This is a genomic window from Acidobacteriota bacterium (genome assembly GCA_016716905.1).
Taxonomy (GTDB): domain Bacteria; phylum Acidobacteriota; class Vicinamibacteria; order Vicinamibacterales; family SCN-69-37; genus SYFT01.
This window is the reverse complement of the sequence record JADJUS010000022.1, coordinates 388715-405384: the sequence shown is the minus strand read 5'-3', so window position 1 is coordinate 405384 and position 16670 is coordinate 388715. Positions and strand designations below refer to the sequence as shown.

Sequence of the window (16670 nt, the reverse complement as noted above, 5' to 3'; positions counted from 1 at the left end):
CGTGAGCCAATCCCGGCTCGGCTGTCGCCGTGTAGGGTGTGAGCGATTTTCGGCCACTTGCAGAACTGGGGAACTGGGGAACTGGGGAGGTGAGGAAGTGACACTCGTCCCAGGTGCCCGCCTCGGCTCATATGAAATCGTCGGCGCCCTCGGAGCTGGCGGACCCGCCTCCGCTGAACGCGACCTTCGGTCGCAGCTATGGCGAGGCCTCGCCGTAGCCCAGAAGAGGCCACGACCATGATCGGGCGAAGAATTGGATCGTACGAGGTCGTGGCTAAACTGGGCGAAGGCGGGATGGGCGAGGTGTATCGCGCGCGCGATACGAAGCTCAATCGCGACGTCGCGATCAAAGTACTGCCGGAGGCGTTCGCGGCCGACCCGGATCGCCTCGCCCGCTTCACGCGCGAAGCGCAGGTGCTGGCGTCGCTGAACCACCCAAACATTGCTGCGATCTATGGGATAGAGGAAACGACCTCAGAGGTCGGTCGCGGGGTGAGTGGTGCCGGACCGACCTCTGAGGTCGTTTCCCGTGCCCTTGTCATGGAACTGGTCGAGGGGCGGGATCTGTCGGAGATCATTGCGGCCGGAGGAATCCCCCTCACCGACGCGATCGCCATCGCGCGACAAATCGCCGACGCGCTCGAAGCCGCGCATGAGCAGGGCATCGTCCATCGCGATCTCAAGCCGCAGAACATCAAGGTCCGCGAAGACGGCACGGTGAAGGTGCTGGACTTTGGGCTCGCCCGAACCCTGGACCCTGGACCCGGGACCCTGGACCCATCCCACTCGCCCACGATGACCGCACGCGCGACCCAGATGGGCATGATCATCGGCACGGCCGCGTACATGGCGCCGGAGCAGGCGAAGGGCAAACCGGTCGATAAGCGCGCGGACATCTGGGCGTACGGCGTCGTGCTCTACGAGATGCTCACAGGCCGCCGCTGTTTCGACGGCGAGGATATTTCAACGACACTGGCCGCCGTGTTGATGCGGGAGCCGGACTTCACGGCGTTGCCCGCGAATACGCCGCCCGCGGTGGCGAGCCGGGTGCGCCGCTGCCTCGAGCGCGATCCGAAACAACGGCTGCGCGACATCGGCGAGGCGCGACTGCTCCTGAGCAATCCACAGACGATGAGTGGATCGCCGCAGCCTGGAGCAGCAGGCGCAGCCGCAGCGCCGGACCGCTCGCGCATCAGCGCGCGTGTGGCCTGGGCCGTCGCGGCGGTGTCGGTCGTCGCTGCCGGGGCGCTCGGCGTGTCGCTCTACCGATCGGGATCCGGTTCCAACACCGACTCACTGGCGCCGATACGCTTCACGGTCTCGCCTCCCGCAGGCGGCCGGCTCGCGTCGGCCGGCGGCACCGACGCGGCACCCATGCTCTCGCCCGACGGCCGGATGCTGGTCTACGGCGTGGCAACCGGAACAGACGGCCTGGACGTGAATGCCATCGGTGACAATGCGGTACGGACGCTCTGGCTTCGGCGGCTGGACACGCTCGAGTCGAAGCCGCTTGAAGGAACCCTCGGCGCCTCGTGGCCATTCTGGTCGCCGGACAGTCAGTCGATCGCGTTCATCTATCAGGATGAGTTGCGAGCCGTCGCGTCTGATGGCGGAGCCATCAGGACGATCGCCAAGGTCGGCACCGGTGGTCACCGAGGCACCTGGAATCAGCACGGGGACATCGTCATTGGACTCAACGGCCCGAATGGCCGCCGCCTCATGCGCCTGTCCGCGAATGGAGGTGAGCCGACGGTGGTCCGTGAGCCCGATCCGTCGCGGGGTGAGTACAGCCTCGGGCTGCCTGATTTCCTGCCAGACGGCCGGCACTTCCTCTACGGTCTCCGCACGAATGCTTCTCTGGCTACGCGGCTGATGGTGGCATCGCTCGATGGCGGCGAGCCGGTCTACCTGCGCGACGTGGATTCCCACGCGACCTATGCCAACGACTACCTGCTGTTTGCGATTGATGGCCACCTCGAGGCGCAGGCGTTTGACCTCGAGCGCCCCGCAATGATTGGCTCCTCCCGTATCGTTGCCAACGATTTCGCGCGCTCGTCGATACAGCGTCCTCCCAGTCTGTTTTCAGCGTCTCAGACCGGCCTTGTCGAGTATCAGGCGATCAGCATGCAGCCCTCTCAACTCGTCCTTGTGGATCGGCGCGGCGTGGTGACCCGGTCGGTTGTTGACGATGGACAGACGTACGTGAATCCGGTGTTCTCACCGGATGGGCGGTCGATCGCCGTCGATCGGTTCGAGCGCACGAAGGGCGACACGGGGATCTGGGTGTACGACCTCGAACGGCGGGCAGCTGCGCCTCTGGCGCCCAGTGTGCCGACCGACGCGTCTTCGGCGTGGTCAAGAGACAGCCAGTTGATCGTCTTTGGCGCTCCGGCCAAAGACGGGTGGGGACTCTATCGACAGCGCGTCAATGCGACGACGCCCGCCGAACTCCTCACCACGCTGACCCGTTCGGGCTTCCCCTACGACGTGTCACCCGACGGCGCGCAGGTGCTGTTCACGACCTCACGGCCTGGCTTCGGCTCGGAGATCGACGCGTTTGATGTCGTTCGCAAAAGCACCCTATCGGTCGTCTCGACCCCGGCGCCTGACGTCCACGGCCGCTACTCGCCCGATGGCAAGTGGGTGGCCTACATGTCGCAGGACTCGGGTCGGCGCGAGGTGTACGTCCAGTCCACTCTTGACGACAAGATGCGCCGGATGGTGTCGATCGGAGGCGGCGAGATGCCGCGCTGGAGGGCCGACGGGCGCGAGTTGTTCTACGTCGCGGGCCCAACCGTCTACGTGGTGCCGATCACACCAGGCCCGACGCTTCGGATCGGGACGCCGACGGCGTTGTTCACCAATGAACGGCGCGGCAACTGGGCGGGGCCCGGCCCATATTCCGGGCACTTCGACGTGGCACCTGATGGGCAGTCGTTCGCGCTCGTGCTTCTCAAAGACGGCCCCGGGCAGTCACCCATGACGGTGATTGCAAACTGGCCGAGTCTACTGAAGAAGACGGAGAAGGAGCGATGAGCGGGTCAGAAGCGCACGCGTGTGGCCAATTCGTCGCAGAACGTCAGCAGGTCGTCGAGTTCGGCCCGGGCCACCGCATGGACACGTGTAAAGTCCAACACGCCGTACTGGTGCGCGACGAGATTGCGCAGGCCTGCGGCGGCGCGCAACCGATCACCCAGCGCGGTATCGATGACGCCGCGCCCCGCCAGAGTCGAAAAGATGTCGCCGTAGGTGTCAGGCACCGCCACTCCCTCGTCAGCCAGCCAATGCGTCGCCAACGCGATGGTGTCCTGAAGGGCCAAGAACAGGTTGAACGTGACGACTTCGCGTGCGGTGCGGTCGGCAAGAAAGGCCTGCGGCGTCTCGGGCAACACCTCGCGGATGCGGCCGACGGCATCGCGAATGGCCGCCACCTTCCACGCGAGTACGGCTGCGTCAACCACGAGCCTGCAGCACTCCCCGCACAAAGGCGGACTCGAACGGACGATAGTCGAGGTAATCCAGAATTGCCCGGACGCGGCGTTCGACCAGTGCCGGCCGATCGCGGACGCACACCACGACGCCATCCCGGAACACACGGTAGGCGAGCGCCGGCGAGGCCTCGTGCAGCAGCACCAGATCAATCGTCTGGCCTGACGCCCGTTCGAGGTCGCTCACAAGACGGCCAAGGCCGAGCGCGTCGAATTCCGCGTCCGGTGCGAGCCCAATCGCCACATCCAGATCGCTGCCGGTATGCGCATCACCGCGGCCAGTCGACCCAAACACGAGGCCGTACGCAATCCGCGCATCGGCATCCAGCACGCTGGCAATGGCCTTCGTTTGCGAGGGTGTCATGAACTCATTCTACGCCGCCGTCGCCCAGGCAAGGATCTGCCGATGATTGGTCAAACGATAGGTCCATATCAGGTCCTTTCCAAGCTCGGCGCAGGCGGAATGGGCGAGGTGTATCGCGCCCGCGATACCAAGCTCGACCGCGATGTGGCGATCAAAGTGCTGCCAGAGTCCTTCGCGGCCGACGCCGACCGCGTCGCGCGATTCACCCGCGAAGCGAAGACGCTCGCGTCGCTCAATCACCCGAACATCGCGCAGATCTACGGGATAGAGGAAACGACCTCAGAGGTCGGTCGCGGGATGAGTGGTGCCGGACCGACCTCTGAGGTCGTTTCCCGTGCCCTGGTCATGGAACTGGTCGAGGGCGAGGACTTGTCGGCCCCGATGGCTCGCGGCGCGATTCCCCTGTCTGAAGCCCTGCCGATCGCGAAACAGATCGCCTATGCCCTTGAAGCCGCGCACGAACAGGGCATCGTGCATCGTGACCTCAAGCCCCAGAACATCAAGGTGCGCGAGGACGGCACGGTGAAGGTGTTGGACTTCGGCTTGGCGAAAGCGATGGACCCCGGGACCCCAGGACTCCAGGACTCCGATAACTCGCCCACCATGACCGCGCGCGCGACCCAGATGGGCATGATCATCGGCACGGCGGCGTACATGGCCCCCGAGCAGGCGAAGGGCAAGGCCGTGGACAAGCGCGCCGACGTGTGGGCGTTTGGCGTCGTGCTCTACGAAATGCTGACGGGCCGGCGCGCGTTCGCGGGAGACGACGTGTCGGAGACGCTGGCGTCGGTACTGAAAGACACGCCGTCGATGGCGTCGCTGCCAGAGGACGTGCCGTCGTCAATCAGGAGACTGCTGCGGCGCTGCCTGGAGAAAGACCGCGCGAAGCGGCTCGACTCGATGGCGGTCGCGCGGCTGGAGATCGAAGAGGCGATCGCCGGAGAGCCCGCTGCGGCCGCGCCCACCGCCGCGCCGCCGGCGGTGCCCAGTCGTCGCTCGCGACCTGCGGTGACCGCAGGAGCGATCGGCGTGGCGATCGTTGCGGCCGGTCTGACCTGGTGGCTCAAGCCGGGGGCGGTCCCGACGCAGCCGGCCGTCACGCGCTTCGCTGTGACGCTGCCCACTGGCATGCAATGGACACGCGCCGGCCGGCACCTGATCGCGATCTCGCCAGACGGCACGCACGTAGCCTACGTCGCTGACAGCAAGCTCTTCGTTCGCAGGCTCGATCAGTTCGAAGCTGTTGCCGTGGTGAGCGTGGCCGATCCCGCCGAGCCGGTCTTCTCCCCGGACGGCGCCTCGATCGCCTACTTCTCCGCAGGGAGGTTGCTGAAGGTGGCGCTCTCCGGCGGCGCCCCTCAACCGCTCTGTGATTCCGTCCTGCCCAATGGCGCCAGTTGGACCGGGGACACGATCGTGTTCGGCGATACCAAAGGCATCTATCGCGTGCCCGCGACCGGCGGGACGCCGGAGCTCATCGTAACGCGCGAGGGGTCGGAGCAGTTGACCGGTCCCCAGCTCCTGCCGGGTGGGCAGGCCGTGCTCTATACAAAAGCCAACGTCGGGTCTAGCAACGACGGCGAGATCATCGTGGAGCAGATCGGGACGAAGTCGCGCACGGTGTTACTGAGGGGCGGGATGGACGGACGTTATCTGGCTTCGGACGGCGGGTACCTGGTGTACAGCCGCTCGGGAGAGATCCTTGGAGTGCCGATCGACCTCGCGGCCCTCAAAGTCACCGGCACACCGGTGTCCCTCCTGGGCGGGGTGCGAGCGAACGTGGGCGCAGCGATCGCTCACTTCGCCGTCTCTGCCACCGGCGCTCTCGTGTACGTGTCCGGCTCGGCCGACGACAACGCGGAACTGGTGTGGGTGGACATAAAAGGCGCGCAGCAGCCGATCACGTCGGAGAAAGGCGCCTATCAGTACCTGCGCGTCTCACCGGACGGCACGCGCGTCGCGTACACCGCGTCCTCGGGCGCCGACCGGGATATCTTCGTCCTGGACTGGGCGCGGAACTCGAAGATCCGGCTGACCAAGGAAGCCGGCGGCGAAACGTCGCCCATCTGGTCGCCCGACAGCAGGCGCATCGCGTACAACGCGTCCCGGACGGGAGGCCAGTCCAGCATTTACTGGCGGGCGGCCGACGGCTCCGGCGAAGAGGAGCAGCTGACGACTGGCCCGAATCTGCGGGTACCGTTCTCATGGTCCAGGGACGGGCAGACGTTGTTCTTCGTTGAGCAGAACCCACAGAACAGTAACGACATCTGGGCGTTGCCGATGACCGGCGACCGGACAACGCGGGCGCTCGTCACGTCGCGCTTTGACGAACGGCGACCGGCCATTTCACCTGACGGGCGCTGGCTCGCGTACGGAACGAACGAACAGGGGCCTCCCGAGATTCACGTCCGGCCGTATCCGGAGACCGCTCGTGAGAAGTATCAAGCGTCGGCGGGCGGCGGCACATCACCGGTCTGGTCGATCGACGGCCGCGCGATTTTTTATCGCAACGGCGGGAAGTACTTCCGTGTGAACGTCACCACGTCGCCCGACTTCAAGGCCGGGAAACCTGAAGAACTCTTCACCCTCATCGGATCGGATCAAACCATGAACTACGACCTGGCGCCCGACGGTAAGCGTTTCGCGGTGATCAAGTCCGGTAGCGACGGCAGCGGCGTGGAGTACCGCGTGGTCGTCAACTGGATCGAGGAACTGCGGGCGCGCGTCAGGCCGGCGAAGTAGTGGTTACTCCGCAGGGAGCGAGGGTCTTGTCATGATCGGCCAAACGTTGGGTCCGTACCAGATCCTCGCCGAGCTGGGCAGAGGCGGAATGGGCGAGGTGTATCGCGCGCGCGATACGAAACTCGACCGGGACGTCGCGATCAAAGTGCTGCCCGAGTCATTCGCGGCTGACGCCGATCGCGTGGCGCGCTTCACGCGCGAGGCGAAGACGCTGGCGTCGCTCAATCACCCGAACATCGCGGGCATCTATGGGATCGAGGAGTTCCGGGAAAAGACGTCGGGTGTCTTTTCCGGTTCCGCCCTCTCGGAAAAGACACCCGACGTCTTTTCCCGAGCACTCGTGATGGAACTGGTCGAGGGGCAGGACCTCTCGGAGATGATCGGCGGCCTTGAGGTCCAGGCCGCCCTACAAATCGCGCGCCAGATCATCGACGCGCTCGAAGCTGCGCACGAGCAGGGCATCATCCATCGAGATCTGAAGCCGCAGAACATCAAGGTCCGGGACGACGGCACCGTGAAGGTGCTGGACTTCGGGTTGGCGAAGGCCATGGACTCCGGGACCTCGGGACCCGGGACTCAGGACGCTGCGAATTCGCCGACCTTGACGGCCCGTGCCACCCAGATGGGAATGATCCTCGGTACCGCTGCGTACATGTCGCCCGAGCAGGCGCGGGGCCGCCCAGTGGACAAGCGCACGGACGTGTGGGCATTCGGCTGTGTGTTGTTCGAGATGCTCTCAGGCCGCAAAGCGTTCGACGGAGAAGACGTCACCGAAATGATCTCGGCGGTGATGAAGACCGAGCCGGACTGGACGGCGCTGCCAGCGGATCTGCCGGCCAACATCCGCACGATCCTCACGCGCTGCCTCGTCAAGGATCGCAAGGCGCGCATCCCGGACTTCTCCGTCGTCCGCTACATGCTCGACCAACCCGCGTCGGCAGCCATATCGGCAGCGGGAGCCGCGCCGACCGCGACCGCACGGTCGCGCTGGTCGCTCCCACTCCTCGTCGCATGCGGCGCACTGGTGGTGGCAACCGTGGCTCTGGCGGCCATGCACTTCGGCGAAACACCGCCGGCGCCTCCTCCCGAGATGCGCGTGGACATCACCACTCCGTCAACGCCGTGGGTCTCCGACTTCGAACTCTCGCCCGACGGCAGCAGCATTGCCTTCGTGGCGCCGAACGAGAAGGGCGTGCTGCACCTCTGGCTCCGCCGCCTCGACCAGGCCGCGGCACAGATGCTGACCGGCACCGAGGACGCGCGACAGCCCTTCTGGTCTCCGGACTCGAAGACCATCGGCTACTTCGCGGGCGGCAATATCAAGCGGATCGAGGCCGCTGGCGGTACGTCAACCAGAGTGACCGGGTTCGCTGGTTTTTCGCAGGGAGGCGCCTGGGGGCTTGACGATGTGATCCTGTTCAGGACGGCCAGCGGGCTGATGCGTGTGAACGCCGGCGGAGGCGGACTTGAGATGGTCACCAAAGGCGTGCTGGGACTGGCGCCTCAGGCACCGCAGTTCCTTCCTGACGGACGCACCTTCGTCTATTTCCAATACACGGGAAACGGCGAAAGTTCGGGTCTCTATCTCGGATCGCTGGACGGGACATCGACGTTCCTGGCTCCAGCCGACTCGACCGGCCGTTGGCTGCCGCCACGCTCGATCGCCTTCGTGGCACAGGGAGTGCTCGTCGTACGCGAGATCGATCTGGACAAACGAGCGCTCATGGGACCTTCCCGGACCCTCGCGGATGGTCAGGGCAGTACGGTGGGGCACGGGGGGTTCTCGATTTCGAGGAACGGCCTCATCGCGTATCGCCCCCAAACGGAGCGGCCGGGTGCACATCTGGTCTGGTTCGATCGCACAGGTGCGCCAGCGGGCACGCTCCTCGATATGGATGGTCCAGTGAGTAGCGCCGTGTTTTCACCCGATGGCACGCGCCTCGCGGTGGATGCCACCATCAACGGCAATCGCGACATCTGGATCAAAGACCTGGCCGGTGGCGGCCTCACCCGGCTCACGTTCGATGTTGCCGTCGATGGGTTCCCCGCGTGGTCGCCGGATAGCCGCACCATCGTGTTCGAGAGCGGCCGCAAGAACGGGTTCGACATTTACGCGAAGTCGGCCAACGGCGCCGGCGTTGAGGAAGTCTGGCTGGAACGGCAGGGCAATCAGTGGCCGCATGAGATCTCCCCGGACGGCAAGTGGCTCGTCTACTTCGATGCAGAAAACAGTGGAGATCTTTGGGCCATGCCGCTGCCCGTGGGCGGCACCCAGACGCCATCGCCACTTGCGACGACACCGTTTGCCGAAAACCAGCCAGCGATCTCACCCGATGGTGCGTGGGTGGCGTACACCACCTCGGAATCAGGCCGCGACGAAGTGATGGTGCAGGCGTTCCCGAAGGCCAACGGCAAGTGGCAAGTGTCTGCCGGCGGTGGGCACTCGCCTCAATGGGGCCCCGACGGCAAGGAGTTGTATTTCATCTCTGACTCCACGATGATGGCTGCCACCGTTCGCCCGAGCGGCGGTTCGTTCGGCTTTACGCCACCCGTCAAGCTCTTCGACCAGCAGTTCGCGCAGCGGAACTCACGCGCGCAGTACGCGGTCGATCGGCGCGGACGGTTTCTGATCAACACTGCGAGGGCCCAGAACGCGGGCGTCACAGCGCCGATTACGCTGCTGCTCAACTGGCGCGGAGGGGCGAGATGATTGGTCAGTCCATAGGTTCTTATCAGGTCGTCTCAAAGCTTGGCGAGGGCGGAATGGGCGAGGTGTATCGCGCGCGCGATACGAGGCTCAATCGTGACGTCGCGATCAAGGTGCTGCCCGAGGCCTTCGCGCTCGATGCGGATCGCCTCGCGCGCTTCACGCGCGAAGCACAAGTGCTCGCGTCGCTCAACCATCCGAACATCGCGCAGATCTACGGGATAGCGGAAACGACCTCAGAGGTCGGTCGCGGTGTGAGTGGTGCCGGACCGACCTCTGAGGTCGTTTCCCGCGCGCTTGTCATGGAACTGGTCGAAGGGCAGGACCTGTCGGAGTTGATCGGCCGTGGCGCCCTTGGCGAACAGGGCGCCCTACGTACGGAAGACGCCATCGCCATCGGGCGCCAGATCATCGATGCGCTCGAAGCCGCGCACGAGCAGGGCATCGTGCATCGCGACCTCAAGCCGCAGAACATCAAGGTGCGCGAGGACGGCACCGTGAAGGTGCTGGACTTCGGCCTGGCGAAGGCGATGGACTCCGGGACCTCGGGACCCCAGGACTCCAATAATTCGCCCACACTCACCGCGCGGGCGACGCAGATGGGCATGGTCATCGGCACCGCCGCCTACATGGCGCCTGAACAGGCGCGCGGTCGCGCCGTCGATCGGCGCGCGGACATCTGGGCGTTCGGCGTGGTGTTCTACGAGATGCTCACGGGGCGACGCGCCTTTGAAGGCGAGGACATCAGCGTCACGCTCGCGAACGTCATCAAAGAGACGCCGACGTTTGATGCGTTGCCGCCGGACCTGCCCGCGCCCATCCGTCGCCTGCTTCGCCGATGCCTCGAGAAAGATCCCAAGCGCCGGCTTGGCGCGATCAGTGGTGCCCGGCTCGAACTCGACGAAGCCGCATCGCCATCGGAGGCGCCTCCCGTCGCGGCCCTAGTCGCGGCCCCGCGCTCGGGCGTCGGTCGATGGGAGCGCGCGATCTGGGCGACACTCGCGGTCGTCGCCACCGTGGCGGCAGTCGTGTTCGCGATGTCGTCCGGGACGAAGAACGAAGCCGCGCTCCTGATGGCGCGTTTTTCGGTGAGCCCCCCAGGTCAAGGGCAATTCATCGGTGGGACGCCGCGCATGGCGATCTCCCCGGACGGCAAGATGCTGGCCTTTGCGGCCACGTCGAAGGCCGCGGAGCAGGACCAGCTCTGGATTCGGCGGCTCGACGCAATGGAGGCGGTCGCCGTCTCGGGTACGCAGAGCACACCAGACGCCACGGCGCCTCAGTCACCCTTCTGGTCTCCTGACAGCCGGCACCTCGCGTTCTTGATGCAGACCGGTGGGATGACAGGGGGGGGCCTGTCGCGCGGCAGTCGATTGCAGACGGTGGACGTCACGGGTGGCGCCGTGCGGACGATTTGCGAACTGCCCTCAAACAACGCCAGCGGAAGCTGGAATGCCCAAGGCGTGTTGGTGGTCTCTTCGCAGGGCACCAAAGGTGTTCAGCGCGTCTCTGCCACCGGCGGCGTGCCAACGCAGGTGACCACGCTTGACGCATCAACGAGCGAAGTGGCGCATCTGTGGCCGCAGTTCCTGCCCGATGGCCGCCACTTCATCTATCAGGCGCAGACAGCGGCGCGCGGCGACTGGGCCATCTTCGCGGGTTCCATAGATTCGCCGGATCGACACAAAGTAGTGCAATCGGACTACGCGAGATTCGCTGCGCCGAACCTGTTGCTCTATTCCAAGGGCGACAATCTGCTGGCGCAGACGATGGACATGCGGACGCGGCAACTGACTGGCGACCCCGTGGTGGTCGCTCCGGGTCTGGCCAGCTTGATTGGGAATGGCCGTGCGGGATTCACGGTGTCGGACGCAGGTGTCCTGGCCTTCAGCAGCAACCCCGACCAGGGGGCCGTGGGGATGGTGGACCGGCGGCTGACGTGGGTCGATCGCAGCGGCAAGCCCGTGGAGACGGTCGGGCCACCAGTATCCGCGTTCACCCTCCGGCTCTCTCCCGATGGCGCTCGTGTCGCGCTGCTGGAGCTGATGGCCAGCGTGACCGGCCGTCAGTTGTGGGTGGCGGACCTCGGCCGCAACGTCAAAGCACCGCTGACGACGAACCGCCGGGCCGGCAGCCCGACGTGGTCGGATGACAGCACGCGCCTGATATTCGGATCGGAGGCCGACGACGGCCGTTTCGAGATTGCGCAACGACTGGCGAATGGTGCCACGGCGATGACCACGCTGCACCGCGAGGCCGGCCAGGATCTTTCGGCACTCGACGAATCCAGTGACGGCACGCGCGTGGTATTTGCGCGAACGGATTCCGGCATTCGAGGTCTGTACGTGTTGTCGAAAGCTGACAACAAGGTGGTGCCTTACCTCGCAGACGGCTTCGATCATCCTCATGCCTCGCTCTCGCGCGATGGCCGGTGGCTGGCCTACACGACCAACGAGTCCGGCAACTACGAGGTAGTGGTGCAGACGTTCCCGGATCCGTCGGGAGGGAAGTGGCCGATCTCCGCGGGCGGTGGTGCGTACCCGCGGTGGCGCCGGGACGGGCGAGAGCTGTTTTATCTCAACGGCGCGATGTTGGTCGCCGTGCCAGTGACTGTGAATCCGGGCTTGGTGCCCGGCACCGCAAGGCCGTTGTTCGGGTTGAATGGCACTGTGCAGCCCGGGGCCACTGGCGCGTACCAATACGACGTATCTTCAGACGGCCAGCGCATCCTGCTGTCGGTGGCTCCCGGTGGTCTCGGCAATTTCGCGCCGGCCATTCCGCTGACGGTGGTCACGAATTGGACCTCACTCATGAAAATGGTGAAGTGAGGAACTGGGGAGATGGGGAACTTAGGAACTGGGGAACTGGGGAGCTGGGCGCTTGGCTGTGAGCCGATCTGGGCCACAATGTCGCCGTGTCTGACATGAGTGGTTTGTCTCCCGGAACGCGCCTTGGCGCGTACGAAATCCTTGCCGAACTGGGCAGAGGCGGAATGGGCGAGGTGTATCGCGCCCGAGACGGCAAGCTCGATCGCGACGTCGCGCTCAAGATTCTGCCGGACGTGTTTGCCGGCGACCCCGACCGCGTGGCGCGGTTTGAACGCGAAGCCAAAACGCTCGCGTCCCTCAACCACCCGAACATCGCACACATCTACGACGCGGGCTCGTTCGAGCGCGGCGCGTATCTGGCCATGGAACTGGTCGAGGGGCAGGACCTGTCGGAGTTGATTGGGAATGGCGCCCTGCCGCTCGAAGACGCGCTTGCCATCGCGCGCCAGATCGCCACCGCGCTCGAAGCCGCGCACGAACAGGGGATCATCCATCGCGACCTGAAGCCGGCCAACGTGAAGGTGCGCGCGGATGGCATGGTGAAGGTGCTGGACTTCGGGCTGGCGAAGGCGATCGATCGAACCCTGGACTCTGGACCCGGGATCCTGGACCCGATGAACTCGCCGACGCTGACCGCGCGCATGACGCAGATGGGCGTCATCCTCGGCACGGCCGCCTACATGGCCCCCGAGCAGGCCAAAGGCAAGCCGGTCGATAAGCGCGCCGACATCTTTTCGTTCGGCGTCGTGCTCTACGAAATGTTGACAGGGCGCTCGCTGTTTGTCGCCGAGACGATTCCCGAAACGCTGGCGCACGTGATGACGCGTCCGGTGGATCTGACGACGCTGCCGGGGACGACACCGCGGCGGGTGCGGGAACTGCTCGGGCGCTGCCTGGAGAAGGACCCGCGTCGGAGGCTGCGCGACATCGGCGAGGCGCGGCTGGTGCTCGAAGATCCGGCGATCGCGACACCCGACACGGACGCGCAGCCAGGCGCCGGCGCTTTCGACTCCGCTCGGGCCGCATCGGCGCCACCGATCCCGCGATGGCAGCGCCTCCTGCCCTGGGCGCTAACCGCGGCCAGCCTCGGTGCCGCCGTCGTCCTGTGGGCACCCTGGCGAACCGCCACCGTCGTCCCCAACGTCCAGGCGCGCTTTTTCTACACGTTGCCCGAAGGCGTCGAGTTCACGCGGACGGGCCGGCAGAACCTTGCGCTGTCGCCCGATGGAACGATGATCGCGTTCACCGCCAACAGTCAGATCTACATCCGCCGGATGGGCGAACTCGAGGCGCAGCCCCTACGCGGCTCGGACATCGATCCACGGGACCTCGTCTTTTCGCCAGACAGTCAGTCGATCGCGTTCGCGACGACGGAGTCAGGAGGCACCGGTGTGGGGTTGGGCCTCGTCAAGAAGATTGCCGTGACCGGCGGCGCGCCCGTCACGATCTGTGAGACCACCCCGACCTTCGGTCTCCATTGGAGCGGCGGCCGTATCGTCTCCAGTCAGGGCCAACGGATTCTGTCAGTGGCCGATACCGGGGGAACCGTCGAAGCGCTGGTGGAAGCCACAGAGGACAGCAACGAGCAGATGGCTCGGCCCCAAGTGGTGAACGGAGGCAAGGACCTTATCTATTCGGTGCGCCAACCGGGAACCCTTTTCAACGACGGCCAGATCGTGATTCAACCGATCGGCGGCGGCGCGCGGCGTGTGCTGGTGCACGGCGGTGCTGACGGGCGGCTGGTGTCGAGCGGTCACCTGCTCTGGGTGCGGGACAACACGCTCTTTGCACAACCGGCGAGCGCATCGGCGCAACTCTCGGGCGGGCCCGTGCCCGTCGTCGAGGGCGTGGATTCTACAGCTGCTACCGGTGCCGGGAAGTTCGCGGTGTCAGACAACGGCATGATTGCGTTTCTGTCAGGCACGGGCGATCCCGTGAGCGACCTCGTGTGGGTCGATCGAGAAGGTCGCGAGGAAAAGTCGGGCGCTCCGTCGCGCGCATACACATACCCCAGAATCTCACCCGATGGTACCCGTGTGGCCGCGGGTGCCTCGGATGGCGAACAGGACATTTGGATCTGGGATTTCGCACGCAAAACGATGAGCCGGCTGACGTCTGGGCTAGACCAGGACAACTACCCTGTCTGGACGCCAGAGAGTCGCCAGGTGCTCTACAGAATCACCGAGGGTGCTCAGGGCGACATCTTCCGTCGCATGGCCGACGGTACCGGTGCTGCGGAGCAGGTGACGACAACGCCACGGACATTCGACACACCGTTTCAGGTGCTGAAGGACCTCCGGGTGCTCGCACTGTCCGCTGACGGCGGAGCGTCGTTCCTCTACGTGCACACACCCGGTGGTGACGGCATCGCGACACCACTTATTCCCGGGTCTTCCCGGCAAGTGGGTAGCGCCGAGATTTCGCCCGATGGTCGCTGGATCGCGTATCAGTCGCCGGAGGGGAGCACGGTGGACGAGATCCACGTTCGGCCGTTTCCGAATGCCGGCGGCGGACATTGGCAGATCTCGTCCGGGGGCGGCCGAATCCCCATGTGGTCGAGGGACGGCAAGGAACTCTTCTTCCGCACGATCGATCGCAGTCGTTTGATGACCGTGCCGGTGCAGGCCACTCCCGGCCGCCCGGACTTTGTCTACGGCACACCCGCGCAGGCGCTCGACACCAGCAGATGGGGCGGCGCCATCGTCGGGCGCCCCTTCGACATCTCCGCCGACGGCCGTCGCTTCCTGGCGATCATTCCCGTCACCGCCAACAGCACCGAGCGCCCGACGATTACCGTGATTACCCACTGGTTCGACGAACTGCGGGCGCGGGCTGGGGGGAAGTAGATGAGCGACATACCAAACCGGCGGCAGTTTTTTGCAGCGCTGGCGGCGATCGGCATTGGTTCCGAGCCGTTCGCGCGCGCGCTCTTCGCACAGGCGGCTCAGGCGCCGCAATCACGCGTCACCGCGGCCATGGTCCGCGAGGCCGTGCAGCTGGCCGGACTGAAGTACAGCGAAGCCGAGCAGCAAGGCATGGTCGCGTCGCTGAATCGGATTCTGACGCGCGCGGAAGAACTGCATCTGGCGCCGCCCGAGAACGACGTCCCATCACCCATCCTCTTCAATCCTCGCGTGCCGGGTTTTCCCGTGGTCGTACCAGCGCGGGTGCATCGTCCGGCGGCGCCGGGTCGGCAGACAAGGCCATCGAATCTGGATGACCTTGCGTTTCGCTCAATCGCGCAACTGGCGGATTTGGTGCGAAGGCGCGTGGTGTCGTCTGAAGAACTGACCGAGATGTACCTGCGCCGGCTGGAACGGTACAACCCGTCGCTGAACTGCGTGGTGAACCTGACGGCCGAGCGCGCCATGGCGCAGGCGCGTGAACTCGATCGGGAACTGGCGCGGGGGAAGTACCGCGGGCTTCTGCATGGCATCCCCTGGGGCGTCAAAGACATTGTGGCGGCCAAAGGCGCGCCCACCACATGGGGCGCGGCGCCGTTCGAGCGGCGGGTCATCGATGAAGACGCGGAGGTGGTGCAGCGGTTGACCCGCGAGGGCGCAGTGCTCGTGGCGAAGCTGACCACGGGTGAGTTCGCGTTCGGGGATCAGTGGTTCGGCGGACGCACCAACAATCCCTGGGATCCCGCGCAGGGCTCCAGCGGATCGTCGGCCGGATCGGGCGCGGCGGCTGCGGCGGGGCTAGTGGCTTTTGCGATTGGCACCGACACCGGAGGATCGATCCTGTCGCCCGCGGTGCGGTGCGGCGTGGTGGGCCTGCGTCCCACCTTCGGCCGCGTCAGCCGGCGCGGCGTCATGGCCGCCGGGTGGACGCTCGACAAGATTGGCCCCATCTGCCGCACGGTCGAAGACTGCGCGATCGTGCTGCATGCCATCGCCGGTCCCGACGGCTACGACCTCTCCGTGCCCGAAGGCCTGCCGTTTGCCTGGGACAGCCGCGAATCCGCCAAGGGCAGGGTCGTCGGTGTCGTCGAAGGCATGCTCGAACTCGAGAAGGACCCTGCGGTGCGCGCGAACAACACGAGGGCGCTCGATGCGCTCCGCGCGGCCGGGCTCGAGATTCGCACCGTCAAGGTGCCCACGAGCGACCTCACGTACTTCATCGAATACACCGAGCGCGCGGCGGGTTTTGAGACGGTGGTGACCACCGGCGCCGATGCCGGCCTGCGCGCACAGCGCGTGCGCAACGATTTGCGCGCGTATCACCTGGTCACGGCCGTGGACTACCTGCAGGCAAACCGCGTGCGGCTGAGGTTGATGGAAGCCTACGCGCGCGCGACAAAGGACGTGGACGTCATGGTCTCAGGTCCGGTCACGCTTGATCCCACCAGCCTCAACCCCATCACGAGTCTGACGGGCCACCCGGCCATCGCGGTGCCCACGGGGTTCCGCGACAACGGCACGCCGACGGGGTTTACCCTTGCGGGCCGGTTGTACGACGAGGCGGGGCTGCTCGTGGTCGCTCGGGTGATCGAAGCCGCTACCGGCCTCGGCGGTCGACGACCAGTGCTGAAAGGCTGA

The 16670-nt window shown here is 65.7% G+C and carries 8 protein-coding genes; 6 read left to right on the top strand and 2 right to left on the bottom strand.

Going from position 1 to position 16670, the window contains the following annotated elements; translation table 11 throughout:
• Nucleotides 1–270 precede the first annotated feature (270 nt).
• Complete coding sequence (locus IPL75_17940; protein ID MBK9242080.1) at nucleotides 271–3036, top strand: serine/threonine-protein kinase; 2766 nt, start codon at nucleotides 271–273, stop codon at nucleotides 3034–3036.
• A 5-nt stretch (nucleotides 3037–3041) separates the two neighbouring features.
• On the opposite strand, the gene IPL75_17935 is transcribed toward IPL75_17940, so the two are convergent.
• Both IPL75_17935 and IPL75_17930 read right to left on the bottom strand, forming a co-directional pair.
• Nucleotides 3042–3461, bottom strand: a complete 420-nt coding sequence (locus IPL75_17935; GenBank protein MBK9242079.1) for a DUF86 domain-containing protein — start codon at nucleotides 3459–3461, stop codon at nucleotides 3042–3044.
• Nucleotides 3454–3852, bottom strand: a complete 399-nt coding sequence (locus IPL75_17930; GenBank protein MBK9242078.1) for a nucleotidyltransferase domain-containing protein — start codon at nucleotides 3850–3852, stop codon at nucleotides 3454–3456. The genes IPL75_17935 and IPL75_17930 overlap by 8 nt, the downstream gene beginning before the upstream one ends.
• Before the next feature lie 42 nt (nucleotides 3853–3894).
• Here IPL75_17930 and IPL75_17925 point away from each other — a divergent pair, with 42 nt between their 5' ends.
• From IPL75_17925 to IPL75_17905, 5 genes are all read left to right on the top strand, one after another.
• Nucleotides 3895–6594: a protein kinase gene (locus IPL75_17925; GenBank protein MBK9242077.1), complete on the top strand. Its 2700-nt coding sequence runs from the start codon at nucleotides 3895–3897 to the stop codon at nucleotides 6592–6594.
• Between the two features lie 31 nt (nucleotides 6595–6625).
• A complete protein-coding gene (locus tag IPL75_17920; GenBank protein MBK9242076.1) occupies nucleotides 6626–9304 on the top strand; it encodes a serine/threonine-protein kinase in 2679 nt (892 codons plus the stop codon).
• Nucleotides 9301–12129 (top strand): serine/threonine-protein kinase, encoded by a 2829-nt coding sequence (locus IPL75_17915; protein MBK9242075.1) that lies wholly within the window; start codon nucleotides 9301–9303, stop codon nucleotides 12127–12129. Before IPL75_17920 ends, IPL75_17915 begins: the two co-directional genes overlap by 4 nt.
• A gap of 86 nt (nucleotides 12130–12215) precedes the next feature.
• Nucleotides 12216–14975, top strand: a complete 2760-nt coding sequence (locus tag IPL75_17910) for a serine/threonine-protein kinase (GenBank protein MBK9242074.1) — start codon at nucleotides 12216–12218, stop codon at nucleotides 14973–14975.
• Complete coding sequence (locus IPL75_17905) at nucleotides 14976–16670, top strand: amidase (GenBank protein MBK9242073.1); 1695 nt, start codon at nucleotides 14976–14978, stop codon at nucleotides 16668–16670.